The following is a 23,800-nucleotide window of genomic DNA, read 5'->3' as shown; positions in this document are numbered from 1 at the left end:
GATTGGTATCCAATAAACGGCCCGGCCGCGCACTATTTTTGCAGTTTTCCACAGACCCCTCCTCGTCAGCAAAAACATCAACCCCGCCAGTCTTCCCAACGCCTCACCAATGAACTTCAGGAGCCAACTGATGGGGGTAAACCGTATCCAATTCAAACCCTACATATAGATTATCAACGTGGTAAAGTTGTCAACTTGAATATACCTTGGCATGCTCCACCTTCTATAGAAACTACCTATAGAAACTACAAAACCCTCACTACCCCAGAAAAGCTAATCAGCATACTCATCGAGGGATACATCGATACCAATCACAATGGAAGAATGCTACCTTGGCTAATTAATTACTCAATTGGTGACTCTGGTTTGCCATGGTATGCTGATTTCATAGCAAGGAACAATGAGATACTAGATATGAAGGATTCTTGGGAGGTTATAAAAGGGAAGCTTTCTCAACTTGGCTGTTTAGATAAGTTGAATTTAAATTCAGGCTGTTCACAAGGCGAAATTGAGGTACTAGAGCAGCACTTAGGTGTTGAGCTACCGGCTGACTTAAAAGAATTTTTGTCAGTACATAATGGTCAGTTTTTTCAGGGGTTAGGCCTTTTCTTTGAATCACAATTTCTATCAACCTCTGAAATTGCACAGCGCTGGGATAGTTGGCGAGAGCTGGATGAAGAAGAAATGAATGAGGACTGTGCTGATTACATGCGGTCCAACCCGGAGGGCTTTATAAAACCCCTATATATTAATAAGTTTTGGATTCCATTAACTTTTGATTGGGCAGGCAACCATATTGGTATCGATTTCGATCCTGGTAAAAAAGGAGTTCCTGGCCAGATAATAGCTTTTGGCCGAGATGAGGATACAAAGCTCTTGATTGCCGAGAACTTCACTGATTTTATTTCAAAGTTTATTCAGGCCTTAGATACAGCCAGCTGGAAGGAAGAGAGGTTTCGAGGGGAGTTTAAAACGTTAAGTAGCTTCCAATAAAGCCTATCTGTCTGGTAGCTCGGTTATCCTGATGAACCCAGTTTAATACGCTAAGCGTTTGCTCTACCATCCCAGCCAGATTTGTATCTGGCATCACCGTTATCTCGTAACGAAGCAGCGGTTGCCAACCTGCCAACCACTGCTCTGTTCATATAATGCAGACCATCCGCTTTATTCAGGGCCGCTTTGGCGGGGGAAAGTTGTCAGCCAGCTTCTCCATATAGCGAGCGAACTGGCCAGCTCAGCCGCTGGCTCCGGTGTTGACCAAACTCTGGTCGCTTTTGCTCCGAACAAGCAATCACCCGTTCAGAGTCACCATTGCCGCAATAGAACAATGGACAACCCGGCAGTTAACTACTTTGACAATACGGCTCGCCATCAAGTCAGCACGTGATCCGGGGAAGCTAAGGGTAACATTTCGAGCCGTGCTGACACCCCGATTCAACAACAACAGGCCATCCCGCCATAGGGTATGGGTTTTACATCCCATATAATGGCGGGCTACTCTGTTTTTAATAGTCTTTTACGCCGCAGTTTATGTCTGAATACAGTACCCACCGCTTTTGCACCGCGCCACTTTTAGATTGGAGTGATCGCCATTGCCGCTATATGTGGCGCCTGTTGAGTAAGCGGGCACGCTTGTATTCGGAGATGGTGACTACTGGGGCAATATTGCATGGAGACAGGGAGCGCCACCTGCAGTTTGATGCAGCAGAGCAACCCGTAGCCCTGCAACTGGGCGGAAGCGATCCCAGAGAGCTGGCCGAATGCGCCCGTATCGCCGAGGAGTGGGGCTACGCTGAAATTAACCTCAACTGCGGCTGCCCCAGTGACCGGGTGCAATCGGGCCGTTTTGGTGCCTGCCTGATGGCAGAACCAGATGTGGTAGCTGAGGGTCTGTCCGCGATGCGCGAAGCAGTATCTATCCCAGTTACGGTAAAGCACCGAATCGGTATTGATGATATGGAGGACTATCCTGGCCTGACCCGTTTTGTGGAGGCCCAGGCAGCTATTGGCACTGACACATTTATCGTACATGCGCGCAAAGCCTGGCTAAAAGGCCTCAGCCCAAAGGAAAACCGCGAAATCCCCCCACTTAATTACGATATGGTTTACCGTCTGAAACAGGACTATCCACAGCTACAAATCATTATTAACGGCGGTATTAACTCGCTAGAGGAGAGCCTGCAACATTTGCGGCATATGGACGGTGTTATGCTGGGGCGTGCAGCCTATCAAACTCCGGCAATCCTTGCCCAAGTGGATAGCCTGCTATTTGGTGAAAGTGAAGGGCCGGATGCAGCGCAAGTGGTCGAGCAAATGCTGCCCTATATAGAAAATGAAATGCAGCGCGGCCAGCGCCTGAATCATATTACCCGACATATGCTCGGGCTTTTCCAGGGGCTGCCGGGCGCGCGGCGATTCCGCCGCCACCTAAGTGAGAATGCCCACAAGAAAGGGGCCGGACCAGAAATTGTTGAACACGCTTTAACGCTCGTTACCCAGGCCGCATAGAGGGTAAACCAAGATGGCTGGAAATGGAGGCCAATCAATGACAGAGGGAGTGCAATGAACAAATTGGAACAACTTAAACAGCGCAGCTTAGTAGTGGCCGATACGGGTGATATTGAGGCTATCCGCCGCTACCGCCCTCAAGATGCCACCACCAACCCCTCACTACTGTACAAGGCCGCCCAGCTCCCTCAATACAAATCGCTTATCAAAGAGTCATTGGGGTGGGCAGCTCGCCACCAGAAGCAACGTGGGACAGCGGAGACAGCGCGATTAGCGGCAATTAAGCTAGCAGTGGGTATCGGTACAGAGATATTACAGCTGGTCCCCGGCGTGGTTTCCACCGAGGTGGATGCGCGACTCTCGTTCGATACCCGCGCCACAATTGATTACGCCAGGCACCTGATCACTCTCTACGAACAAACGAATGTAGAAAGGGACCGTGTGCTCATCAAAATTGCTTCCACCTGGGAGGGTATTGCAGCGGCAGAAATCCTGGAACAAGAAGGCATCCACTGTAACCTGACCTTGCTATTCAGCCTGTGCCAGGCCATCGCCTGTGCCGAGGCCGGAGCCACTTTAATCTCTCCTTTTGTCGGCCGTATCCTCGACTGGCACCTGGCAAATGGTGAGCGCAAGGGGTTCAGTGGCGAAGAGGATCCCGGTGTATTGTCGGTACGCAATATTTATCACTACTATAAATCCCGCGACTACGACACCATCGTGATGGGTGCCAGTTTCCGTAATACAAGTGAGATAGAAGCCTTGGCTGGCTGCGATCGCCTGACTATCAGCCCGCAGTTGTTGCAGTCCCTGGAGGAAAGTGAGGGGATGCTGGTAGGAGGCCTACCGGCGATTACAGAACCTTTGGCTCGGCCAACCCAGAGATTGGAGGAAGCGACATTCCGCTACCAGCTCAATAGCGATGCCATGGCTACAGAAAAGCTAGCAGAAGGCATTCGCAACTTTGTTAAAGACCAGCAGCGACTTGAAATGCTGCTACAAAGCCAAGTGATGGGACACCAGGAAACTGATGCTGCAACAAATCCGTAAGCTGTTTGAGCAGATTGGCAACAGTGCCGATGTAGAAACACGTAATGAAAAAGACGTGCGCATGATCAGCGCCGCCCTTCTAGTTGAAGTGGCGACTGTGGACCAGAAGCTGGACCAGCGCGAGCGCGACACCCTCACGCATCTACTTTGCCAACACTATGCACTAGATGTACACAGCGCCGCCGAGATTATTGATGAGGCCATTGATCAACGGGAGCATGCCACCTCATTATTCGAGTTTACCCAAGCAGTTAATGATCAGTTCACTGAGCAGGACAAGTACCTGCTGGTTCGGCAAATGTGGCAGATCGCTTTTTCCGATGATGTTATCGAGGCATTTGAGGAACACCTTATTCGCCGGGTATCCGAACTTATCTACCTACCCCACGGACTGTTCACCAGAGCCAGGGCGGAAGCGAGGGATTTGAAAGATAATTGAGTCGCTAGCTGAATAAGTTGGGGGAATAGGTCTAAAGCGCCAAATCGGTAGCAGGAGCCCTTAAGAAGCTCAATGCAGATGGGCGGAGCGTTTGCTGTAGGGCTCGCATTCCCGCTCGAGGGTATGCACCAGATCGCGGAAAGTTTCCGCATTTTGCTCGTTCATACTCATCAAAACACGGTGTGCTTCCAGTACCTTCTCCCGCGCAGCACATTCATCAGGAGTGTTGCAGACCAGGGGTTTAGTCTCAACGGAGATATCATATTGCTCACTACTGATCTCCACCAGGGAGTCAAATCCCATTGCATCAAGCAGGTGTTGAATTCCCTTATCGGCAGAGAAAACCAATGGCTTTTGACAACCGCGCTCTTGGGCGCGAATCGCAATTTTTGCCATCAGGCCAAGGGTCGTGCTGTCAACACCTTCGGCACGGTCCAGGTCGAAAGCCACCCCAGCGAAGTCATCTCGCGCAAACATGTTGTCGATGAAGCTATCAAATGAAGTACAAAGGTTGAGCCGAACATCACCAATCAACTTGATGATGTAAACGCCCTCGTGGGCCCCAACCATAATTTGCCCGGACTGCATAACAACCCCTGGCTCACCCGGATACACTTTTAGGTGAAAGTGCTAACAGGTGGCAAAAGTTCACTGGTAGAGAACACAAGCCGCACTCGGTGGTTTTGCCGCCTTGTGCAATTTTGTGCATAAAGTGGGCGGAGCTTACTCCTGACTGCCCGGACTGACAAGTATACTAGGGCATGAAATTCGACTAGTTAGTCGATGCAAACGCTCGTCCTAATTGTGCCCCAGGGTGAGGATCGTAATATCGTCCGGTAACGCCCCAAAAGTATCTACTTTCAGGCTCTGGCACAAACTTTCCAAATTTCCTCCGCACTCGGCGATCAACTGTAAGAGGCGCTCCTCTTTTTCCAGAAGATCTCCCTGAAGCAGCTCCAGAACGCCATCGGAGCACGCCACCAAACGCCAGCTGGGCGGTAGCTCGGCGCACATTACCTGCCAGTCACCCCGCTCAAAGATACCTAACGGACGCCCTTTGCCCGGCAACCAATCAGCGCCACCATCACTGGCGAGAGCCGGCATGGGAATCTGCCCGGCAACAGCATAATGCAGCTGGCGCGCGGCCGTATCCACAACACCGACGAACATGCTGGCATGTTTGCCCATATGTGTGGATAACAACTCCCGATTGATCAGCTCGAGAACTTCTAACAGGTCACTGCCAAGGGACTCCAGCTGGGTAAAAAGTGGACCCTCACGCAGACGGTGCATGATGCTGTGCTTGACGAGTGCGGTAACCAGCGCAGACGAGACACCATGACCGGAAATATCCACTAGGTAGAAGGCGACAAAACGCTCTCCAAACAGGCCGTAATCGACAAAGTCACCACTGAGATACAGTGAGGGAATCAGGCGATAGTTCGCCTCAATACCACCTGGATAACTATAAGGCGTACGCGGCAGCAAGTGCTGTTGCAGCTGGCGGCCAGCCTCCTGGTCCCGCCGCAAAAGCTCTACGTGATCACGCAGCTCTATGTTACGCCGCTCCAGAGCTTCCCGATATTCCCGGTTCTGCTGGGCCAGATTCTCCTCACCGCTGATACGACAAATAACTCGGTCAATTTGCGCGGCTTCCTTGAGAGGTTTGAGGAGATAATCGCAGGCGCCCAGGCGTATTGCTTGCAGGGCATCATTCAGTACTGCACTGGATGAAATTACGATGACAGAGGTATCTGGAGACTGACGTTTGATTTTTTGTAACACCTCCAGCCCGCTCATATCGGGTAACTGGAAGTCCACCGCGACCAATTGAAAAAGACCGGGGGAAAATTGCTGGATACCCTGTTGCCCACTACTTGCCTCCGCAACAGAGAACCCTTGGCGTGAAAGCGCTCCACGCAGGAAACTGCGGGAGCGCTCGTCATCAGTCAGTAACAGGCTACCGGGACCGGGCATGAGTGGCCCTTGGAAAAAGAGTAAGTTCTATCCGGTGATCAGTAGTCACTGGACTCTTCAACTTCACCCTGGTCAATCGCTTCAGCGGCTTCAGTTTCACTCTGCACATCTACTTCGCCATCCACGATCAGGAAGTCGCGGCGCTGCAGGTAAGCATCACGTAACAGCACATACCGATCCCCCTGTAACAGTGATTCGGCCTGCAGCAAGCTGGCGCGGCTCTGAATAATATCGGTTGCCCTCAACGTATAGCGTGTAGGGTCATGTTCCACATAGGTCAGCGGGTTGGTGTAGTAATCAACTACCCGTGCTGGCGTATCCCGAACTGTGGAAGGACCCAGAAGCGGCAAAACCAGGTATGGACCGGAAGGCACCCCCCAAACAGCCAGGGTTTGACCAAAGTCCTCGCCATCGCCTTTTTCAAGCCCCATATGCTTGGCAACATCAAAAAGACCGGCAATACCAATAGTGGTATTAATCAGCAAGCGACCTGCATCATTGCCTGCCTGGCCCCATTTACCTTGCAATACGCCATTAAAGGTATTGGTCACTTCACCCAGATTACTGAAGAAGTTGCTAACACCGTGTTGCACGAATATTGGGGTGATCTGCCGATAGCTGACGGCAGCTGGCTTCAACACATAGCGATCAGCGCCATCATTAAAACTAAATACAGCGCGGTTAAAACCTTCCCATGGGTCACGAAGGGAAAAATCCTCCCCTTCCGCACCACCAAATTCATCCGCGGGATCAAAGCCATATTCATCCAGTAGCGAACCATTTTCATCGCCACTTGTGGTAACCTGACCATCAGTACCAGTTTGAACGGCGGTATCCCCTGCCGCGCCTCCAAACGGGTCATCTTGCGCTAATACACTCACTGGAGAAACCGCGATCAGCGCGGCCATCAACCAGGGCGATAAAACTCTGCGTCCTAGCAAAACCCTGCTCCTCTACTAACAAATACTAAGACCAAGGATTCTAACGCCCTCGCATATCGTAAGCTACCCTCGGCAGCATAGCAGCTGGGATTCGTCAAAGATGAAGCAGTTTCAGGCAAGTGCAGCGGGGCTTTAGAATAATAATGACGCCAAAAGATAAGCTGTCGACACCTATTTTTCAGCAGGTAGAGGTTTAAGGCCTGCAATTACACCATTCCCCAGAAGTTTCTGTAATAGCTCCACACCAAAACTCCTCAGGGTGCTGGTATCTACCTGGGGTAACTCTGCAGCAATTTGTGCCAACAGTTGCTCTCCAGTGGCCGACTCTTCTGAAGCCAGTTGCAACAAACGCGCTGTCACTGCATTAATTTCCATGAAATTCACCTCATCACTGCGATCGCGATACACCAGCAAAAAGGTGGGGGTTTCATCGGGTTCCTGAGGCTGGAACACCGGGCCAATACGATGCACGGGATATCGATAACTAAGGCTCCATACCAGGGGCGATACTACTGGTACGGATCCCAATATATCCCCCTCGCGGCTGAGGTTGGCAGGTATCTCAGCGGTACTGACATCCAGTGCCAACTCTACCCATTCGTAGTGAGCTAGCTCCAGTAAAAAAGGGGGATCTCCCTCCCACTGGCCCCGCTCATTTTGCAGGTAAGTGAGGAACTCCTCACTGATTTGCAGGAAGTAGGGACTGCTAGAAGTATGGTGATGCACAAAATCACGCACCATAGCGTGCCAGAATTCGTCACTATAGAGACTGCGCAGCACCGGAAACCCGCTCGAGATAAAAGACTCAATATTGTTGTAAATTAGATCCCGATAAATCGCCAAGCGCCGATCTTCAATTTGGGGAGGCGGTGTGCATTGCTCCGGAGCACGCAGATGAGCAGCCAAGTCTCTCTGCAACCCCTGAAAATTGTCAGTTTTATCGGCGACTGAGGACATAGTTTTCTTCTACTTGGTGACTGGCCTGAATGGTTTTGATATGCCCTACTTCTTCGAGCAATTGCGGTATGGGTGGAATATTGAAATCCCGCTCAAGCAGGGTTGGCATTACACCGTGAATTTCATAAGCCTTATTCAACAACTCCCACACAGGATCAATTACCGGTGCACCGTGGGTATCTACTTTTAGATCCTCCGCCTCGTCGTAATGTCCCGCCACATGTACATAGCGCATTCTTTCCGAAGGAAGTCCGCGCAGAAACTCAAATGGATCGTAACGATGATTAATGGAGTTGACATAAATATTATTTACATCAAGGAGAAGGTCACAGTCTGCTTCCTCCAGTACGGCATTTAGAAAGGCCAGCTCGCTCATTTCCTGGCCTGGTGCGGCATAGTAGGAAACATTTTCCATGGCAATACGCTGCCCCAATGCATCCTGCACAATACGAATTCGCTCGGCGACATACATCACCGCTTCTTCAGTAAAGGGAATCGGCAGTAAATCGTAGAGATGTCCGTGGTCGGAGCAGTAGCTCAGGTGCTCGCTGTAATAGCGAATATCATGCTCACGAATAAATTTCTTGATAGACCCAACAAGGTCCATATCCAAAGGCTCCGGCGCCCCAATTGAAAGGGACAAGCCGTGCAAAATAAATGGGTAGCGCTCAGTAAATTCCCGAAACCAGCGGCCATAGCGCCCACCGACGCCGATCCAGTTTTCCGGCGCTACCTCAAAGAAATCCACCGCAGCAGATGGCACTTCCTCTCCCATCATAGAGCGACGCAGTCCAAGACCGGCCCCCTCCACTGGATAATTTCGCACTTCTGTCTGCCTCAAACGGTTCTATATGAAGAAAAGAACAAGGGGCGGCGCGTCAGTTAACGCAATACCGCCCCGATCGAGTATGGCTTTAAATTATCCGCCACACTTACCTTCGCCGCACTTACCCTCTTTCTTCTTGCCTTCGCCGCATTTACCTTCGCCGCACTTGCCTTCTTTCTTCTTGCCTTCGCCGCACTTACCTTCGCCGCACTTACCTTCTTTTTTCTTGTCGTGGCCACACTTGCCTTCTTTTTCCTTATCGCCATGGTCAGCCAGTGCCAGGTTGTAGCCAGAAGTCAGCTCTGCCGCAGCAAACGGATTAGCTTCGCCAGTGGTTGCAGACACATTCATCGCAGCAGAGGCAATAAACGCTGCACCAACTGCGGCCGCTACGGGGGAAAGATGCTTCTTGTTCATAAGGGATCTCCTAATTAATACCCTGAGTAATAAAAAGTACCAAAGACTTTCTTTTCTCCCGCGCCAGTATAATGACGCGGGGTGGAAAACCGTCATTTGTTGAGGCTAGCCAGCTTAGGGTGAGAATCTCACGCCACTTTGAACCTATAGCCTACTCACATAAGGTTTGTCGAACCGGTCGCCAGAATATTACATAAAGAAATCAGTTTTTTTGTGATCTCATACCAATAGTGGCAATCAACCTACCAGCCCCTTCCCATCAGCCTCCAACCACGCCTTATGCAAGCGCTTGGAAGATACTGGCATCAGGGTTTTCAGGGTCTGGGCAAATAAAGAAACGCGGAACTCTTCAAGCATCCAGCGGTAATCCACTAGCAAGGCTTCCGCAGCCAACTCCCTGCTTGAATATTTTTCAGCCAGACCGGCATAAGGTTCCGCGGCCTTGTGGTACTCAACCTGTAATTTGCGATCACGATTCGGGTCGAGGACGGCTTTTTCCAGTCGCATAGCGATCGCCTTAAGATAACGGCCATACTGACGCAACCATTCCAGAGGGGTATCGAACAGAAAACCGCGATAAAAGAGCCCAGACAATTGCTGCTGAATATCTCCCACCGCCATTGCAACTGCCAGGTTTTTCTGCTGTTTGATCTGTTTGCGCAGGGGCACAAGTAGGGCTAAAGCTTTGACCAGCAGGTTCCCAATTTCCTGGGCCACCCCCACCAGGTCACTATCATTTTCCAGCGCGGACAGAAATTCAGCTTCGGTACGCGGCCAATTGCCCTTGGGCCAAAATACCTCTCGCACGGCAGCCAACAGGATATCGTCTGCAACCTCTTCACGCCGCCCCAAGTCCGCGGCAGATAACCCCAGCTCCTTGCCACGAAGCAGCTCCTTGCGCAGGTATTTAACCTTCTCCGGCAAGTGCAACAGTGCCAGGCGGGAAATACCTGCACGACTCAGCCGGCGCGCGTCATCCGGGTTATCCAGGAGTTTCAGAGAAACACTGTCTTTTTCCTCTATCAGAGCCGGGTATGCCCGCACCTTGAGGCCGCCCTGGTTAAGGGTGTGGGTTTCTGGAAGCTCTCCAAAGTCCCAGCTGGTAATCCCCTCCCGCTCAAAGCTGTCTCCTGCACTCGCAAGCCCCTGCTGCACCCGATCGCGGTAGCGCGCCTGTAGCAGCGAGAGATCTCGGTCCTGGTCGAGTAATTTACCTGCCTCATCCACCACTTGGATATTGAAGCGATAATAATCTTCCAGGGATTGCTCAGCGGATTCCCAGGCGCTATCAGGCAACTGCTGCGCCGTCTGGCGCTGTAACTCCAGTGCTAGTGACTGCCATAAGGGGACATTATCCGGGCGCAATCGCGGCAGGGCTTTATCCACTGCTGCTGGTACGGGGACAAAATATTTACGCCACTGTTTAGGTAAGGCTTTGACCAGGGCAATACATTTATCCCGTAGGATTCCAGGCACCAGCCAGGAAAGTCGAGCAGCGGGCACCTGGTGCAAAGCCGCAACCGGTACCTGAATGCTGACACCGTCATCCACACTACCCGGCTCGAAATGATAGCTGAGCGGATAAACAATACCGCCCGATTGCAATTCATCGGGGAATTGGGCTTCGCCGACGTGATCCGCACTCTGCTGCATCAACAATTCACGGGGAATAAAGAGCAACTGCGGATCAGTGGATTCCACTTTCTTGCGCCAGTGCTCAAACCCAGCCAGGTTAACGATATCGGCAGGTATACGCTCATCGAAAAAGCGATAAATCACTTCATCATCTACCAGAATATCCCGCCTGCGGGATTTAGCCTCCAGCTCTTCCAGAGATTTCAGCAGGTCGGTGTAGTGTGTATAAAAACGGCCTTTACCTCGATAACGCTGCTCCACTAAAGCCTGGCGAATAAAGACTTCCCGCGCGGTTTTCGGATCAAGCTTACCGTAGGGAATCCGGCGTTTCTCCACCAGCACCAGGCCGTACAGGGAAACCTTCTCAAAGGCCATCACCTGACCCGAACGGGCATCAAAATGAGGCTCGAAATAATTTCTCTTTACCAGGTGCTGGGATGCAGCCAATACCCAATCGGGCTCTATTTTTGCAATCGTATGGGCGAATAAACGGCTGGTTTCCAATAACTGGGCGGCAACAACCCAGCGGGGAGGCTTCTTGAACTGGCCAGATCCAGGGAAAATATGGAAGCGGCGATTGCGACAGCCAATAAATTCCTTGTTCTCATCGCGAGCGCCAATATTACTGAGAAGACCTGCGACTATAGCCCGGTGTACCGCTTCATACTCCGCTGGCTCTTTGTTTTCTTTTACTTCAAGATCGCGGCAAGCCACCCGCAGTTGGTGGTGGATATCTCTCCACTCACGCATACGCAACCAGGACAGGAAATTTTTCTGGCACCATTTTCGCAACTGATTTTGACTCAGCTCCTGACGCTGGATTTCGAAAGTATCCCAAAGCTGTACAAAGGACAGGAAATCTGACTGCTCATGCTGCCACTGGCGATGTTTTTCATCCGCTGCCTGACGCTTTTCCACCGGGCGTTCGCGCGGATCCTGTACGGCCAGGGCGGCGACAATAACTAATAATTCACGCGCACTACCATTATCTGCCCCGGCCAGCAACATTCGGCTCAGTCGTGGGTCCAGCGGCAATCGTGAAAGGGCTCGCCCCAGTTTGGTGACCCTGCCCTGACCATCGACGGCCTGCAGTTCCTGTAATAGCTTGTAACCATCATTAATCAGGCGCGGATCGGGCGGATCAACAAAAGGAAACTCGCGGATATCACCAATACGCAACTGCAACATTTGCAGGATTACTGCAGCCAAGTTGGTACGCAGAATTTCCGCATCGGTAAATTCCGGACGCTGCGCAAAATCCCGCTCTTCATATAAGCGTACACAGACACCGGCACTGACGCGGCCACAGCGGCCGGCACGCTGGTTGGCACTGGCCTGGGAAACCGGCTCTATGGGCAGTCGCTGAATTTTACTGCGATAGCTGTAGCGGCTGACGCGTGCAGTACCCGGGTCGATCACATAGCGAATTCCCGGCACCGTAATAGAGGTCTCCGCCACATTGGTGGCGAGTACAATACGGCGGCCTTTATGGCCGTGAAAGACTTTGGCCTGCTCCGCCAGACTCAAACGCGCATAAAGGGGCAATACTTCCAGCTGGGCAATCTGCGCATCCCGCAGGGCCTTGGCACATTCACGGATTTCCCGCTCGCCACTCATAAATACCAGTATATCCCCGCCGCGCCGGCTGCTGGATTTTTCCTCGTGCAGTAACTCCCCTACCGCAGTTACGACCTGTTCATTGAGATCCGCATCACTGTCCACGGCCGGGCGGTAATGAATGTCCACCGGATAGGTCCGGCCAGATACCTCGATAATGGGCGCATCATCAAAGTGTCGGGAGAATTTCTCCAGGTCGATAGTGGCCGAGGTAATGATCAGTTTCAGGTCTGGACGCCTGGGCAGGATAGTTTTCAAATAGCCCAGCAGAAAATCAATATTGAGACTGCGCTCATGGGCTTCATCGATAATCAGCGTGTCATATTTATTTAACAGTGGGTCACGCTGAATTTCTGCCAGCAGAATGCCGTCTGTCATTAGTTTGACATGGGTATGCTCAGTACTGTGATCGGTAAAACGCACCTGGTAACCGACTGATTCCCCCAAGGGCTGCTGCAATTCCTCGGCGATTCGATTGGCCACAGTGCGAGCGGCAATCCTGCGCGGCTGGGTGTGGCCAATCTGGCCGTAAATCCCCCGCCCCAGAGACAGGCAGATTTTCGGTAACTGGGTGGTTTTACCAGAACCGGTTTCACCGGCAATAACTACAACCTGGTGCTTTTCGATCAACCCGGCGATTTCATCACGCCGCGCTACCACGGGCAGTGCTTCCGGCCACTGCACGTCCGGTAGCTTTCGCCGACGCTCTTCCACCAGGGCTTCAGACGCTTGTAACTGTTGTTCCAGCTGGGCCAGCATTCGATCGACCGGCTTGCCCTCTTTCTGGCGCCGGCGCACGTTCTTCAGGGTTCTGCGCAAGTCAAAACGATCCCTACCCATACAGGCCGGGATACGGGTTTGCAGCGCTCCCACAACTTTTTCTGCTTCGGTGTGACTCATAATTCGTACAGCAATGGCAAACGCGGGATTATAACCCCTGGATACGATAGGGCTATCAAACCTTACTGTGGCGCTCATCTATACTGGAGCAGATAGAGGTCAATTTTAGAAGCACCATTGCGCCTCAGGGTCACACCTTGCGAGCGGTACTATGCAAGAGATCAAGCCCAAGCCCCCCTCCAGCGCCGGGCAGCTGTTTGGCCATCCCAAAGGCCTGTTTCTGCTGTTTGGTACAGAAATGTGGGAACGCCTCAGCTACTACGGTATGCGCGGTATTTTTGTTTTCTACCTGACCTCCACGGCCACCGCTGCAGTATTCGGCTGGGAGCAGCTCACCGAGACCGAATTACAATCCAAAGCCCTCAGCTACCTGGGATGGTACGCAATGCTGGTCTACCTGACTCCAATTATCGGCGGCTGGATGGCGGACAACCGCTGGGGACAACGCCGCTGCATTATGTTCGGCGGCACCCTGATGATGCTGGGACAATTCTCCCTTGGCTTCCCCCACGCCTGGCTGCCCAATGGCAGTGAGATCTATATGCTGTGGCTGGGACTGGCCCTGCTGATTATCGGCAATGGTTTCTTCAAACCAAATATTTCCACCATGGTCGGAGACCTCTACGAAGAGGGAGATCACCGTCGCGATACGGCATTTACCATTTTCTATATGGGCATAAACCTGGGCTCAATCCTCGGTTATTTAGTTGTGGGCTGGGTTGGAGAGAAGGTGGACTACCAGTTGGCCTTCGTCGTTGCAGGAGTCGGCATGTTGTTGGGCCTGCTGCTGCAAATGACCCAGGCCAAGCGCTATCTGGGAGAAATCGGCGTAGAGCCCTCTGCACACCTGGAACTCAAAAACCGGAAACATGAAGAGGCCGAAAAGCATCGTCCCCTGACTCACGAAGAGCGAGACCGTATAAAGGTCATATTGGTACTTGGTGTTTTTATAGTGATTTTCTGGGCCGGTTTTGAGCAGGCTGCCGGCTCAATGAACTTGTTTGCCAAATATCGCACCGACCTAAATATCTTGGGATGGGAGATTCCAGCCAGTTGGCTACAGATGGTGAATCCCATATTTATCATTATCCTCGCGCCGATTATGGCCAGCATCTGGATAGGAATGGGAGATAAGGAACCCAGCTCGCCAGCCAAGTTCAGCCTGGGGCTGGTATTTCTTGGTATCGGCTTTATTTCAATGTGTGGAGCAGCATTACAAATCGGAGACTCTACAACCATAAAAGCAAGTATATGGTGGCTGGTGTTTGCCTATATTTTTCACACTATCGGTGAACTGTGCCTATCACCTATCGGGCTTTCAGTAGTCACCAAATTATCCCCTCTACGCTATTTATCCTTAATGATGGGGCTTTGGTTTGCCTTTATTGGTATTGCTAACAAAGGAGCGGCGGAAATTGGCAAGTTGGTGGGAGTGTCCGGCCCTCTCGCTACTTTTGGGGGCGTAGCCCTGGTTGCCATTGTTGCAGGAATTATCCTGTATCTCATTCGCGAGAAACTGGTGGATTGGATGCATGGCGCGGAGGAGGTGCACGCCACAGTGGGAGAAACCACTAAAGAGGAATTAAGTATCACCGCCGATCACGACGGTGTGCCCCCAAAACACTTTAGCGGCAATGATAAGTAACAAGTGATCAGGCGGTTCGGACAGTGCCGCCTGACTTGAAAGATATTACTGCAGCATCAGCGCCCTTTTACCAGATAGGCGATCGCCCTATCCAACCCCGCCAAAGTCATCGGGTACATGTGCCCATCGACCAAACGCTGTGTCATTCCAATACTGGGGGTGTATTGCCAGTACTCCTCACCGACAGGATTTAACCAGACCAGGTTACTGTAGGTATTCGTAATTCGCTCCATCCAGGCAGCACCGGGTTCCTCATTCATATGCTCGACACTGCCATAGCGGCTGGTAATTTCGTAGGGCGCCATAGAGGCATCGCCCACAAAAATAACTTTATAGTCTTTGGCATAAGTACGCAGTACTTCCAGCAATGAAGTGTTTTCACTGAAACGACGCTGGTTGTCTCTCCAAACATGCTCATAGACAAAGTTGTGGAAATAAAAATACTCCAGGTGCTTAAATTCGGAGCGGCAGGCTGAAAACAGTTCTTCACAAACCCGTACGTAGGGGTCCATGGAGCCCCCTACATCAAAAAAGATCAATACTTTTATCGCGTTGTGCCGCTCCGGAACCATCTGGATATCCAAAAGGCCCGCATTGCGTGCTGTGGAGGAAATTGTGTTATCCAGGTCCAGCTCTTCAGCAGCGCCGGTGCGGGCAAATTTTCGCAGCTTGCGCAGGGCGACCTGGATATTGCGAGTACCCAGGCTGACACTGTCATCCAGGTTCTTAAACTGACGCTTCTCCCACACTTTAGATGCCGAGCGGTTGCGGCCCTTACCCCCAACCCGAATTCCTCCCGGGTGATAGCCGCTGTTACCAAAAGGACTGGTGCCACCGGTACCGATCCAGCGGTTGCCGCCACTGTGGCGCTTCTTCTGCTCTTCAAGGCGCTTTTTGAATTCCTCCAACAGTTTTTCCAGACCACCGAGGCTTTGGACCTTAGCCTTTTCCTCTTCCGTGAGCTGTTTCAGGAACTCTGCACGGAGCCAGTCATCCGGGATCATCTGCTCGACAATATCATCCAGTGTTTCCAGGTCTTTAAAATAAGACTCAAACGCGCGATCGAATTTATCGAAATGCTTCTCATCCTTCACCAGGCAAACTCGGGCCAGGAAGTAAAATTCCTCCAAGTCTGCAAACACCAAACGTTGCTGCAAAGCTTCGAGCAAGGAAAGCAGCTCGGTAATGGATACCGGTAATTTATAGCGGCGTAAATTTAGAAAAAAGCCAATCAGCATAGTAATTCGCAGTCAGCATAGGAAAATAGGGTTGCAATCGAACCAACCGATGAAACTTCAGGAAGAGCATATCCTCTCCCTGAAACACAGCGATTCACCAATTAACGATTATCTCGACGCGCCATAAACGCAAGACGCTCCAGCATATGAACATCTTGTTCATTTTTCAGCAGGGCTCCGTAGAGAGGAGGGATCGCACTGCTGTTATCACGGTTTTTCAAGACTTCTTCGGGAATATCATCTGCCATCAACAATTTCAGCCAGTCAATCAACTCCGAAGTAGAGGGCTTTTTCTTTAGGCCTGGCACTTCCCTCAGCTGGAAGAAGATGTCCATCGCCTCTGCCACCATCTGCCCCTTTATATCCGGGTAATGCACGTCAACAATTTTGCGCATGGTGTCACGGTCGGGGAAGCTGATGTAATGGAAAAAACACCGGCGCAAGAAAGCATCAGGCAACTCTTTCTCATTATTGGAGGTAATAATTACGACGGGACGCTGCTTGGCTTTGATGGTTTCGCCGGTTTCATAGACGAAAAACTCCATGCGATCCAGCTCTACCAGCAAGTCATTGGGAAACTCAATATCTGCCTTGTCAATTTCATCAATCAGCAGTACTACACGTTCCTCAGCCGCGAAAGCCTCCCACAGCTTACCGCGCTTGATGTAATTGCCAATATCATGGACTTTATCCACTCCCAATTGGGAATCCCTCAGGCGTGACACGGCATCATATTCATACAAACCCTGCTGTGCCTTGGTAGTGGACTTAATATGCCACTGGATCAACTTCATGCCGAGGCTCTGCGCAACCTGCTCCGCAAGCAAAGTTTTGCCGGTGCCCGGCTCGCCTTTGATCAGAAGGGGACGCTGCAGGGTGACCGCTGCGTTTACCGCCATCTGCAGGTCTTCAGTAGCTACATAGCTGTCGGTACCGGTAAATTTCATGACTACTCCAATCCTGTATTCGCCGCTATCTATCTGATTTAGCGAATGATAATTGAACAACAGGGCAGGAGGCGAGGCGGGAACGACCAAATTGGATGACCAGCTTGAGTAGGCTGAGCGACTGCTTATGCAACCGGGGTCAAGCCATCTGGGTACTACGGCGATGTACCACCTGTCTTCCCTTACTGGTGATGTACCAGCGGATTCCCAAGTGACTATGAATCTTACCGACCATCTCCAACACTAACAGGCTATTTAAGGCGCGGGCGACAGAATTGGTCTCCATACCGCTGTCTTGCACCATTCCTGACAGGGAGCGAAATACACACTCACCACTATTAAGGAGGTTGAGCACTTGCAGGGCATTCTCATCCAGCTTACGGATCTGGTTAAAATCCAGCACTGGCCCCTGCTCCAGATCCCCTTCAATTTCATGCTCCAATAACGGCATCATCTCGAGCTGCATTGTACGCAGCTCCTGCTCAAGGTTCTCAACCCTGGCCCGGGCAATACTGGCGTCCCGTAACTGACGACGTGCAGCATTAAAAACGAACATACGCGAGGCAATGGCAGCCAGTAAACAATAGCCGGTGAAAATCAGCAGGCGCGATGGATCCCCCTGGATCTCGATCAAGAGGTCACTTTGAGTGAATTTGAGGAAAATTGGCACTATCAAGGCACCGCACAAGCCCATAATCAGGCAACGTGCAAGACCGGCCGGATCCTCCTCTGTAAACAGCATCTGATAGTAATTCACCAACCCGCCAAGAATGCCCGAAACCAGCATTACCGCGGTAAGAATCAGCAGGTGGTCGAGCATCAGGATTCCTCAGACGTCAATGGCAGCCTCCGCCAACTTACAAGGACGGAATAATGTGCCAATTGCACTTCTTCAGTATTTTTCTTTAAGTCCGGCCATCAAGCTGCCAGCATAGTGAATTTTCGAATTGCTTACGGACATTCCAAGCCGCATTTTCTATATGGCTACGCCCTTATTCAACGTCGAAAATTGAACCGACTAGCATGGCCTCACGCCAAGCCTGCAGGCAGCCTAATAGATATAGCAGCTGTCACCGGATAGAGAACTCCGGAGCAGAGGATACGGCGCCTTTGATCCAATGGGGAAAGGTAGTTCGCAGAAGAAATATTTGGGTCGACTATTAACTGGCTAGATGCAAGAAAGGCTAATAGGCAATTATTTGTCCACCAGCCCTTAAAAGTGATCGCTAACTAAAAAAAGTCTGGTCTCTGGCGGTTACTGCTCATTAAAGTAAGGATCATCATCAAAGCGACTGCGTCGATCGCGCCGAAAGCGCAGCAGCAGTGTGACAATCCCCCAAAAAACCATCACAGCCAAAGCTCCGCCAGCGGAAAAAACCAGATTTGCGGTGACCTCCGGCGCTGCGCCATTTTCTTCAAAAAGCATCTGATAAACAAAGAGAGGTAACACTGGCATCGCCACTGATTCAGCAACAGGTACCTTTACCGGCACTAACAATACCGCTGCAAAGATTAATAAGAGAGTACGGCGCAACCAGCTCCAGCGCCAATTGCGCATAAACCACCAGCCCGCCAATAACAGCACCAGAGTCGACGCCGTGTAAACAATCCAGGCAAGTTGAAAATCTTCTGACATTTTTACTTTCTTCTCTAAATCCTCATCGCCTCCCGCAAGAACATCTGGAGGCATCCTCTCAATCAACATCAACCCAGGTAACGACATGCTCTTCCATATCATCCGGGTGCACCAGCTCCTCACTTACGACTCTGCCACGAACTGAAATACCGGCCTTATGCACCGACTCTGTGTCCCCACTAATCAGTGGATGCCAATCCGGTAGAGAGCGCCCTTCTGACAGGCAGCGGTAAGCACAAGTACTCGGCAACCAACCGAACTCTGGAACGTCCTCTACTTGAAGCTGTATACAGCCAGGCACCAATACTTTACGCCGGCTGTACTGGCTACAGCGACAGGAATATGTATCGAGCAGTCGACAGGCAACGTTGGTACTATATACCTCTCCCGTCTCCTCATCTTCGAGACTATGTATACAGCAGCGTCCACAGCCATCACAAAGCGCCTCCCACTCGGAAGCATTCATTTGTTCAAGGGTCTTACGCCGCCAAAAAGGCACTTGAGCCATTTCAGTCTCAGCGTTGCAGCTTACTGTTCTTCAGTGCGATTTCACTCATTTCAGAATCAGCTACCGGCGGCATTTGTAAATAGTAACCTCGCGCACGCACATCCTGCAGGACCTTGTCAGCATTTGCGCGCGCCAGTTTACGCTCCGGGGTTAACAACATGGTAGTCAGGTGCTGAGGGCTGCCAAATAGCTCCAATAGATTTTCAGGCACCCGCGCAGTTCCCTCACGGTTATCCACGTACAGGTACATTTCCTCTTTTTTGGGACTGCGGTATATATCACATAAAACTTTCACTTATAGTTCCTCTTTGCGCAGCTGGCGCAATACATCAAGCAGAGGCTCGCCCACAACCTTTGCCCGCCAACCACACATGCGCCCTTGTAGCTCCGGCTTGCGGGCCTGCACCAGAGTCTCTAGCTCCTTCTTGCGGATAAGGATTTCAGCTGGCAGGCCCTCGCGTTCAGCAATTATGCTGAGATGTTGGCGCAATTGTTTGAGAACCTCTCCCTGCTGGCGATTGAGGGGCTGCGGTAGGCGTGCTGGCATATCGCTCCGCTGTACAGCCTGGGAAATCACCTGCAACAGACTGTCCCCATGCTCCCTGAGGGCGCGACCTTCAAACCCAGCCTGACTCAGAGCACCTTTATGCCGCGGTAACTGCTGGGCCAGGGCCATACAGATATTTTCTTTGAGCAGATGATTACGCGGCATGTTTAGTACCCGTGCCTCGCGCTCACGCCAGGCACAGAGGTCTTGAAGAGCCGCCAGCTGCTTGCCACGCAGGCGCCATGCCCCCTTTACTTTCTTATAATAGAGTTCCGGCGCCTGTGGACTACGCGCAGCAATTACCAGTGCAGCGCAATCCTCTTGAAGCCATCCTTCCCGGCCATATCCCTCTAGTCGCTTCAGTAAAACACCATAAAGCACTGGCAACCAAGCGACATCAAGAGCCGCATAACTCTGTTGTGCCTCACTCAGTGGACGCTGCAGCCAGTCAGAGCGGGTCTCACTTTTCGGTAATTCAATATTCAATAACTCGCGAACAGTAGCCGCATATCCCAGGCCCGCCCCCATGCCACTCATAGCAGCTGCAATCTGGGTATCGAAAATCGGCTCAGGAACGACTCCCAACAGGCATTCCAGGGTTTCCAGGTCCTCGCTGCAGCTATGCATGATCTTGGTCACAGCCGCATCCAGGAGTAAATCCCTCAGAGGCTGAAGGTCTTCAATAGCTAGATTATCGATCAAGTAACAGTACTTCCCATCCCCTACCTGCACCAGGGCTGGCTGAGGGTAAAAGGTACGACTGCGCATGAACTCAGTATCCAGTGCTACCGCGCGCTGCCGGCGCCACTCGGTACACAGGGCAGCCAGCTGCTCGCTGCTATCCACCCAGCGCGGAGTGGTATCTATCTCAACCATCGGTATCACTCAACAGAGGGGAAAAAAGATGTGCGGCTGTTAAAGGCATGAGCCAGAGTTCCGCCGTCGATATATTCCAGTTCTCCTCCAATGGGAACCCCGTGAGCGATGCGGCTTACCGCTACACCATGCGCCCTTGCACGCTCAGCTATATATTGCGCCGTTGCCTCACCTTCGACCGTCGGGTTGGTCGCTACAATTAATTCCTGCAGGGACTCACTGGCGAGGCGTTGCTCCAGCAAATCTACTCCCAGGTCCGCTGGCCCTACACCATCAATTGGGGAGAGATGGCCATGCAGTACAAAGTAACGGCCATGATAATTGCCAGCCTGCTCTATCGCCAAAACATCTGCGGGGGTTTCCACTACACATAGGGACGTTTGCTCGCGACGACTGTTATTACACAGCGCGCAAATAGTTTCCTCTGTGAGTGTCCGGCACTGGTTGCAGCGGCCAACCTTTTCCACTGCCTGCGACAGGCTCTGCGCCAAAAGCACTGCAGCATCGCGATCCTTTTCCAGCAGGTACATCGCCATGCGCTGCGCAGACTTGGGCCCAACACTAGGCAGGCAGCGCAATGCGCGAATCAGTTCTTCGATCAGGGGACTAAACATAAAACTCTAATTAGATGGGATGCCCGGCTATCAGAACGGGAATTTAAAACCCTCGGGCAGATTAATACCCGAAGCAAGATCGCCAACCTGCTGCTTTTGCAGCTCCTGAGCCTTTTCTTCAGCCCTGCGCACCGCATCATTGACTGCCGCCGCAAGTAAGTCTTCAAGCATTTCTTTATCTTCAGTAAGCAACGAAGGATCAATTTCCACTGAAGTCACATCGTGACGGCCATTCATAGTGACTTTAATCAGACCCGCACCAGCCTCACCACAGACACGCAGGTCACTTAACTCCTGCTGGAGCTTCTGCATCTTTTCTTGCATGTCGGCTTGCATTTTCTGGGCCTGCTGCATCAAATCGCCCAAACCTTTCATAAGTAACCTCTATTCCTGTTTCATGTAACCACCCAAATAAAAACCGGGCATACAATATTGTATTAATCTGCTTCGACTAGCGATTCGACGGAGTCTGGCAGTAACTGCGCATTTAACTCGGCCTGTAGCTCCTGAACCAAAGGATCAGTAGTCAGCGCTTCACGGGCAGCGACAAGGCGAGCCTCACGGGTCGCGGCTGCCAAACGCGCAGGTGTGCCGCCTTGCACCGAGCCAACCTGGATCTGCGCCACCACCGGCTGCTGAAAGAAGTCTCCAAGCAGATCTCCGAGACGCCTCTGATGCACATCGTCATAGAGGCTGCTATAGGATTCATCCAAGGTAAAGGACAGTATATTGTCCCGGCGCCCCACAAGCTCAAGGTGCTGGGCGATAGAATGCAGTATCCCGCTGATTCCCAGTTGCTGGTACATCGCCGGCCAACTGCCTGGAGTGAGCGCATCAAGGCGCGCTTTTGGCACCTCGGTGGCTACCACTGCTGGCCTCTGCTGCGGCTGTGCGGGAACTACCGGGGTCGACTCCACTTCCGCTACACGCTGTCGAAGCTCAGCCAAGACATTTTCACGGGGGCTCGGCGATGACACTCCTGCTTCAATCTCGGGAGAGGGTAGCTCCTCATCCACACGGCCCGGAGTGATCTCGGACTCAGGTATGTCCGGCTCCGCAGGCTCTCCTGCAACCTTCAGCACCGGTTGTTCGTCTGCTTGAACTGGCTTCAACTGTTCCCCGGAAACAGGTATCACTTTATCCGCCGCAACCTCTGGCTGTAGCGAGGTCAGTTCAGACTTTTTTGCCTCGGCATCCTCCCGTACTATTGGGGAGCTAGATTGTAATTCTACCTTTTCAGGAATGCCCTGCCCTTCCCGCTCATTCACGGGAAGTGCCTTCCTGGGGATATCCGCTACCCCTTGGGGGCGGAATGCCAACATACGCAGCAACGCCATTTCGAAACCACTTCGCGGGTCTGGGGCCAGAGGCAAGTCGCGGCGGGCATGCAGAGCCATCTGGTAATAAAGCTGTATATTTTCCGGGGCTATTTGAGCCGCAAGAGTCTTCAGCCGCTCCCCATCCCCAAGAGAATTATCCATCGATTGAGGTAAAACCTGGGCGACTGCCAAGCGATGTAGGTTATCTGCAATCTCCGCTAACGCAGCGCCGTAGTCGGGTGCCTGTTGGGACAGCTCTGCAACCACCGCAAACAGCGCTACGGCATCCTCATCAGCCAGAGCTTGGAGTAACTTCCACACCAGCCCGGTATCAATACTACCGAGCATACCTCGAACCTCAGCCTCACTAATTTTTCCGGCTCCGAAAGCGATCGCCTGATCGGTAAGACTCATGCCATCTCGCATACTGCCGTCCGCAGCGCGCCCAAGGTGCCAGAGGGCCCCCTCTTCAAAAGGTACCTGCTCCTGCTCCAAAACAAAGCGCAAATGCTCAACCACCCGTTCAGGACTCATATTCTTTAGTTTGAATTGCAGGCAGCGGGATAGCACAGTGACCGGCAGCTTTTGCGGATCTGTTGTGGCGAGAAGAAACTTCACATGAGGAGGGGGCTCTTCCAAGGTTTTCAACAGGGCGTTGAAGGAGCTATTGGAGAGCATATGGACTTCATCAATCAGGTAAACTTTATAGCGCCCTCTTGTCGGAGCATATTGAACATTCTCCAGCAGTTCACGGGTATCCTCTACCTTGGTGCGAGATGCCGCGTCCACTTCAATTAGGTCAACAAAGCGACCATCAGCAATCTCCATGCAAGTATCACACTTGCCGCAGGGCTCAGAGCTGACACCCTCTTCACAGTTCAAACACTTGGCTAGAATTCGAGCTATGGTGGTCTTACCCACCCCCCGGGTACCGGCAAATAGGTAAGCGTGATGCAGGCGGCCGTTGTCCAGGGCGTTGATCAGTGCCTGGAGTACATGCTCCTGCCCTACCATCTCCCGAAATAGCCGTGGGCGCCACTTACGTGCCAGTACTTGATAGCTCATCCAGTCTCCGGTGCTCGGCACACCTCTGCAAAATCGATCATCGTGCGCCACTTGCGCGGGCGCCATTATACCGGCATAGGCGCCTACGCATAGCCGGTCACCAACAGCAACCTAAAGAGATCGATCGTGCCACTCGTA

Annotated in this window: 22 protein-coding genes; 5 read left to right on the top strand and 17 right to left on the bottom strand. The window is 51.9% G+C overall.

Annotated elements, in window-relative coordinates; all coding sequences use genetic code 11:
• Positions 1 to 195: 195 nt before the first annotated feature.
• The 4 genes from ACJJJB_RS01305 (at position 196) to ACJJJB_RS01290 (ending at position 3,997) form a co-directional block, all read left to right on the top strand.
• On the top strand, positions 196 to 993 hold the full coding sequence (locus ACJJJB_RS01305; protein ID WP_444945671.1) for an SMI1/KNR4 family protein: 798 nt from the start codon (positions 196 to 198) through the stop codon (positions 991 to 993).
• Positions 994 to 1,530: 537 nt separating this feature from the next.
• A complete protein-coding gene (dusA, locus tag ACJJJB_RS01300; protein ID WP_445365548.1) occupies positions 1,531 to 2,508 on the top strand; it encodes a tRNA dihydrouridine(20/20a) synthase DusA in 978 nt (325 codons plus the stop codon).
• Positions 2,509 to 2,562: 54 nt separating this feature from the next.
• The gene (tal, locus tag ACJJJB_RS01295; protein ID WP_020412042.1) at positions 2,563 to 3,558 is read left to right on the top strand and encodes a transaldolase; all 996 of its coding nucleotides are present in this window, start codon (positions 2,563 to 2,565) and stop codon (positions 3,556 to 3,558) included.
• Positions 3,539 to 3,997 carry a tellurite resistance TerB family protein gene (locus ACJJJB_RS01290; protein ID WP_445365547.1) on the top strand — a complete coding sequence of 153 codons (459 nt, stop codon included), beginning with the start codon at positions 3,539 to 3,541 and terminating at the stop codon, positions 3,995 to 3,997. Before tal ends, ACJJJB_RS01290 begins: the two co-directional genes overlap by 20 nt.
• A gap of 69 nt (positions 3,998 to 4,066) precedes the next feature.
• Here ACJJJB_RS01290 and ACJJJB_RS01285 read toward each other — a convergent pair whose 3' ends face one another.
• The 7 genes from ACJJJB_RS01285 to hrpA form a co-directional block, all read right to left on the bottom strand.
• Complete coding sequence (locus ACJJJB_RS01285) at positions 4,067 to 4,585, bottom strand: STAS domain-containing protein (protein ID WP_020412040.1); 519 nt, start codon at positions 4,583 to 4,585, stop codon at positions 4,067 to 4,069.
• Positions 4,586 to 4,795: 210 nt separating this feature from the next.
• Entirely contained in the window at positions 4,796 to 5,974 is a 1,179-nt protein-coding gene (locus tag ACJJJB_RS01280; protein WP_445365546.1) for a PP2C family protein-serine/threonine phosphatase, read from the bottom strand.
• Between the two features lie 38 nt (positions 5,975 to 6,012).
• Positions 6,013 to 6,915 (bottom strand): MlaA family lipoprotein, encoded by a 903-nt coding sequence (locus ACJJJB_RS01275; RefSeq protein WP_245556659.1) that lies wholly within the window; start codon positions 6,913 to 6,915, stop codon positions 6,013 to 6,015.
• 171 nt (positions 6,916 to 7,086) lie between these two features.
• Positions 7,087 to 7,872 (bottom strand): HvfC family RiPP maturation protein, encoded by a 786-nt coding sequence (locus ACJJJB_RS01270; RefSeq protein ID WP_445365545.1) that lies wholly within the window; start codon positions 7,870 to 7,872, stop codon positions 7,087 to 7,089.
• On the bottom strand, positions 7,853 to 8,698 hold the full coding sequence (locus tag ACJJJB_RS01265) for an HvfB family MNIO-type RiPP peptide maturase (protein WP_020412036.1): 846 nt from the start codon (positions 8,696 to 8,698) through the stop codon (positions 7,853 to 7,855). Before ACJJJB_RS01265 ends, ACJJJB_RS01270 begins: the two co-directional genes overlap by 20 nt.
• Before the next feature lie 93 nt (positions 8,699 to 8,791).
• Entirely contained in the window at positions 8,792 to 9,115 is a 324-nt protein-coding gene (locus ACJJJB_RS01260) for an HvfA family oxazolone/thioamide-modified RiPP metallophore (protein ID WP_020412035.1), read from the bottom strand.
• A gap of 237 nt (positions 9,116 to 9,352) precedes the next feature.
• Positions 9,353 to 13,267: an ATP-dependent RNA helicase HrpA gene (gene hrpA, locus ACJJJB_RS01255; protein ID WP_444945673.1), complete on the bottom strand. Its 3,915-nt coding sequence runs from the start codon at positions 13,265 to 13,267 to the stop codon at positions 9,353 to 9,355.
• 151 nt (positions 13,268 to 13,418) lie between these two features.
• On the opposite strand from hrpA, the gene ACJJJB_RS01250 reads away from it, so the two are divergent.
• Positions 13,419 to 14,912 (top strand): peptide MFS transporter, encoded by a 1,494-nt coding sequence (locus ACJJJB_RS01250; protein WP_020412033.1) that lies wholly within the window; start codon positions 13,419 to 13,421, stop codon positions 14,910 to 14,912.
• A gap of 56 nt (positions 14,913 to 14,968) precedes the next feature.
• On the opposite strand, the gene ACJJJB_RS01245 is transcribed toward ACJJJB_RS01250, so the two are convergent.
• The 10 genes from ACJJJB_RS01245 to dnaX form a co-directional block, all read right to left on the bottom strand.
• Positions 14,969 to 16,150, bottom strand: coding sequence for a vWA domain-containing protein (locus ACJJJB_RS01245; RefSeq protein ID WP_020412032.1), 1,182 nt, complete (start codon positions 16,148 to 16,150; stop codon positions 14,969 to 14,971).
• Positions 16,151 to 16,251: 101 nt separating this feature from the next.
• Entirely contained in the window at positions 16,252 to 17,097 is an 846-nt protein-coding gene (locus ACJJJB_RS01240) for an AAA family ATPase (RefSeq protein ID WP_020412031.1), read from the bottom strand.
• A 139-nt stretch (positions 17,098 to 17,236) separates the two neighbouring features.
• Positions 17,237 to 17,917, bottom strand: a complete 681-nt coding sequence (locus ACJJJB_RS01235; protein WP_020412030.1) for a YEATS-associated helix-containing protein — start codon at positions 17,915 to 17,917, stop codon at positions 17,237 to 17,239.
• A gap of 435 nt (positions 17,918 to 18,352) precedes the next feature.
• Complete coding sequence (locus ACJJJB_RS01230) at positions 18,353 to 18,820, bottom strand: hypothetical protein (protein ID WP_245556658.1); 468 nt, start codon at positions 18,818 to 18,820, stop codon at positions 18,353 to 18,355.
• A complete protein-coding gene (locus ACJJJB_RS01225) occupies positions 18,792 to 19,241 on the bottom strand; it encodes a YcgN family cysteine cluster protein (protein ID WP_020412028.1) in 450 nt (149 codons plus the stop codon). The genes ACJJJB_RS01230 and ACJJJB_RS01225 overlap by 29 nt, the downstream gene beginning before the upstream one ends.
• Positions 19,242 to 19,248: 7 nt before the next feature.
• Positions 19,249 to 19,536, bottom strand: coding sequence for a YcgL domain-containing protein (locus ACJJJB_RS01220; RefSeq protein WP_445365544.1), 288 nt, complete (start codon positions 19,534 to 19,536; stop codon positions 19,249 to 19,251).
• Positions 19,537 to 20,664, bottom strand: a complete 1,128-nt coding sequence (gene rnd, locus ACJJJB_RS01215) for a ribonuclease D (protein ID WP_020412026.1) — start codon at positions 20,662 to 20,664, stop codon at positions 19,537 to 19,539.
• Positions 20,665 to 20,669: 5 nt separating this feature from the next.
• Complete coding sequence (gene recR, locus ACJJJB_RS01210) at positions 20,670 to 21,278, bottom strand: recombination mediator RecR (RefSeq protein WP_020412025.1); 609 nt, start codon at positions 21,276 to 21,278, stop codon at positions 20,670 to 20,672.
• Between the two features lie 30 nt (positions 21,279 to 21,308).
• On the bottom strand, positions 21,309 to 21,653 hold the full coding sequence (locus ACJJJB_RS01205) for a YbaB/EbfC family nucleoid-associated protein (RefSeq protein ID WP_020412024.1): 345 nt from the start codon (positions 21,651 to 21,653) through the stop codon (positions 21,309 to 21,311).
• Between the two features lie 62 nt (positions 21,654 to 21,715).
• A complete protein-coding gene (dnaX, locus tag ACJJJB_RS01200; protein ID WP_444945678.1) occupies positions 21,716 to 23,662 on the bottom strand; it encodes a DNA polymerase III subunit gamma/tau in 1,947 nt (648 codons plus the stop codon).
• Positions 23,663 to 23,800: the final 138 nt, after the last annotated feature.

It is taken from the genome of Microbulbifer variabilis (assembly GCF_052468405.1).
The sequence above is the reverse complement of the archived record's forward strand: the minus strand, read 5'-3'. Positions and strand labels throughout refer to the sequence as shown.

Bases quoted from the DNA above. Each gene is read 5' to 3' on its own strand.
- ACJJJB_RS01290 (WP_445365547.1), top strand. From the start codon at position 3,539: ATGCTGCAACAAATCCGTAAGCTGTTTGAGCAGATTGGCAACAGTGCC.
- ACJJJB_RS01280 (WP_445365546.1), bottom strand. From the start codon at position 5,974: ATGCCCGGTCCCGGTAGCCTGTTACTGACTGATGACGAGCGCTCCCGC.
- hrpA (WP_444945673.1), bottom strand. From the start codon at position 13,267: ATGAGTCACACCGAAGCAGAAAAAGTTGTGGGAGCGCTGCAAACCCGT.
- ACJJJB_RS01245 (WP_020412032.1), bottom strand. From the start codon at position 16,150: ATGCTGATTGGCTTTTTTCTAAATTTACGCCGCTATAAATTACCGGTA.
- ACJJJB_RS01250 (WP_020412033.1), top strand. From the start codon at position 13,419: ATGCAAGAGATCAAGCCCAAGCCCCCCTCCAGCGCCGGGCAGCTGTTT.
- ACJJJB_RS01285 (WP_020412040.1), bottom strand. From the start codon at position 4,585: ATGCAGTCCGGGCAAATTATGGTTGGGGCCCACGAGGGCGTTTACATC.
- ACJJJB_RS01240 (WP_020412031.1), bottom strand. From the start codon at position 17,097: ATGAAATTTACCGGTACCGACAGCTATGTAGCTACTGAAGACCTGCAG.
- ACJJJB_RS01230 (WP_245556658.1), bottom strand. From the start codon at position 18,820: ATGTCGTTACCTGGGTTGATGTTGATTGAGAGGATGCCTCCAGATGTT.
- tal (WP_020412042.1), top strand. From the start codon at position 2,563: ATGAACAAATTGGAACAACTTAAACAGCGCAGCTTAGTAGTGGCCGAT.
- dusA (WP_445365548.1), top strand. From the start codon at position 1,531: ATGTCTGAATACAGTACCCACCGCTTTTGCACCGCGCCACTTTTAGAT.
- ACJJJB_RS01225 (WP_020412028.1), bottom strand. From the start codon at position 19,241: ATGGCTCAAGTGCCTTTTTGGCGGCGTAAGACCCTTGAACAAATGAAT.
- ACJJJB_RS01235 (WP_020412030.1), bottom strand. From the start codon at position 17,917: ATGCTCGACCACCTGCTGATTCTTACCGCGGTAATGCTGGTTTCGGGC.
- recR (WP_020412025.1), bottom strand. From the start codon at position 21,278: ATGTTTAGTCCCCTGATCGAAGAACTGATTCGCGCATTGCGCTGCCTG.
- ACJJJB_RS01270 (WP_445365545.1), bottom strand. From the start codon at position 7,872: ATGTCCTCAGTCGCCGATAAAACTGACAATTTTCAGGGGTTGCAGAGA.
- rnd (WP_020412026.1), bottom strand. From the start codon at position 20,664: ATGGTTGAGATAGATACCACTCCGCGCTGGGTGGATAGCAGCGAGCAG.
- ACJJJB_RS01205 (WP_020412024.1), bottom strand. From the start codon at position 21,653: ATGAAAGGTTTGGGCGATTTGATGCAGCAGGCCCAGAAAATGCAAGCC.
- ACJJJB_RS01260 (WP_020412035.1), bottom strand. From the start codon at position 9,115: ATGAACAAGAAGCATCTTTCCCCCGTAGCGGCCGCAGTTGGTGCAGCG.
- dnaX (WP_444945678.1), bottom strand. From the start codon at position 23,662: ATGAGCTATCAAGTACTGGCACGTAAGTGGCGCCCACGGCTATTTCGG.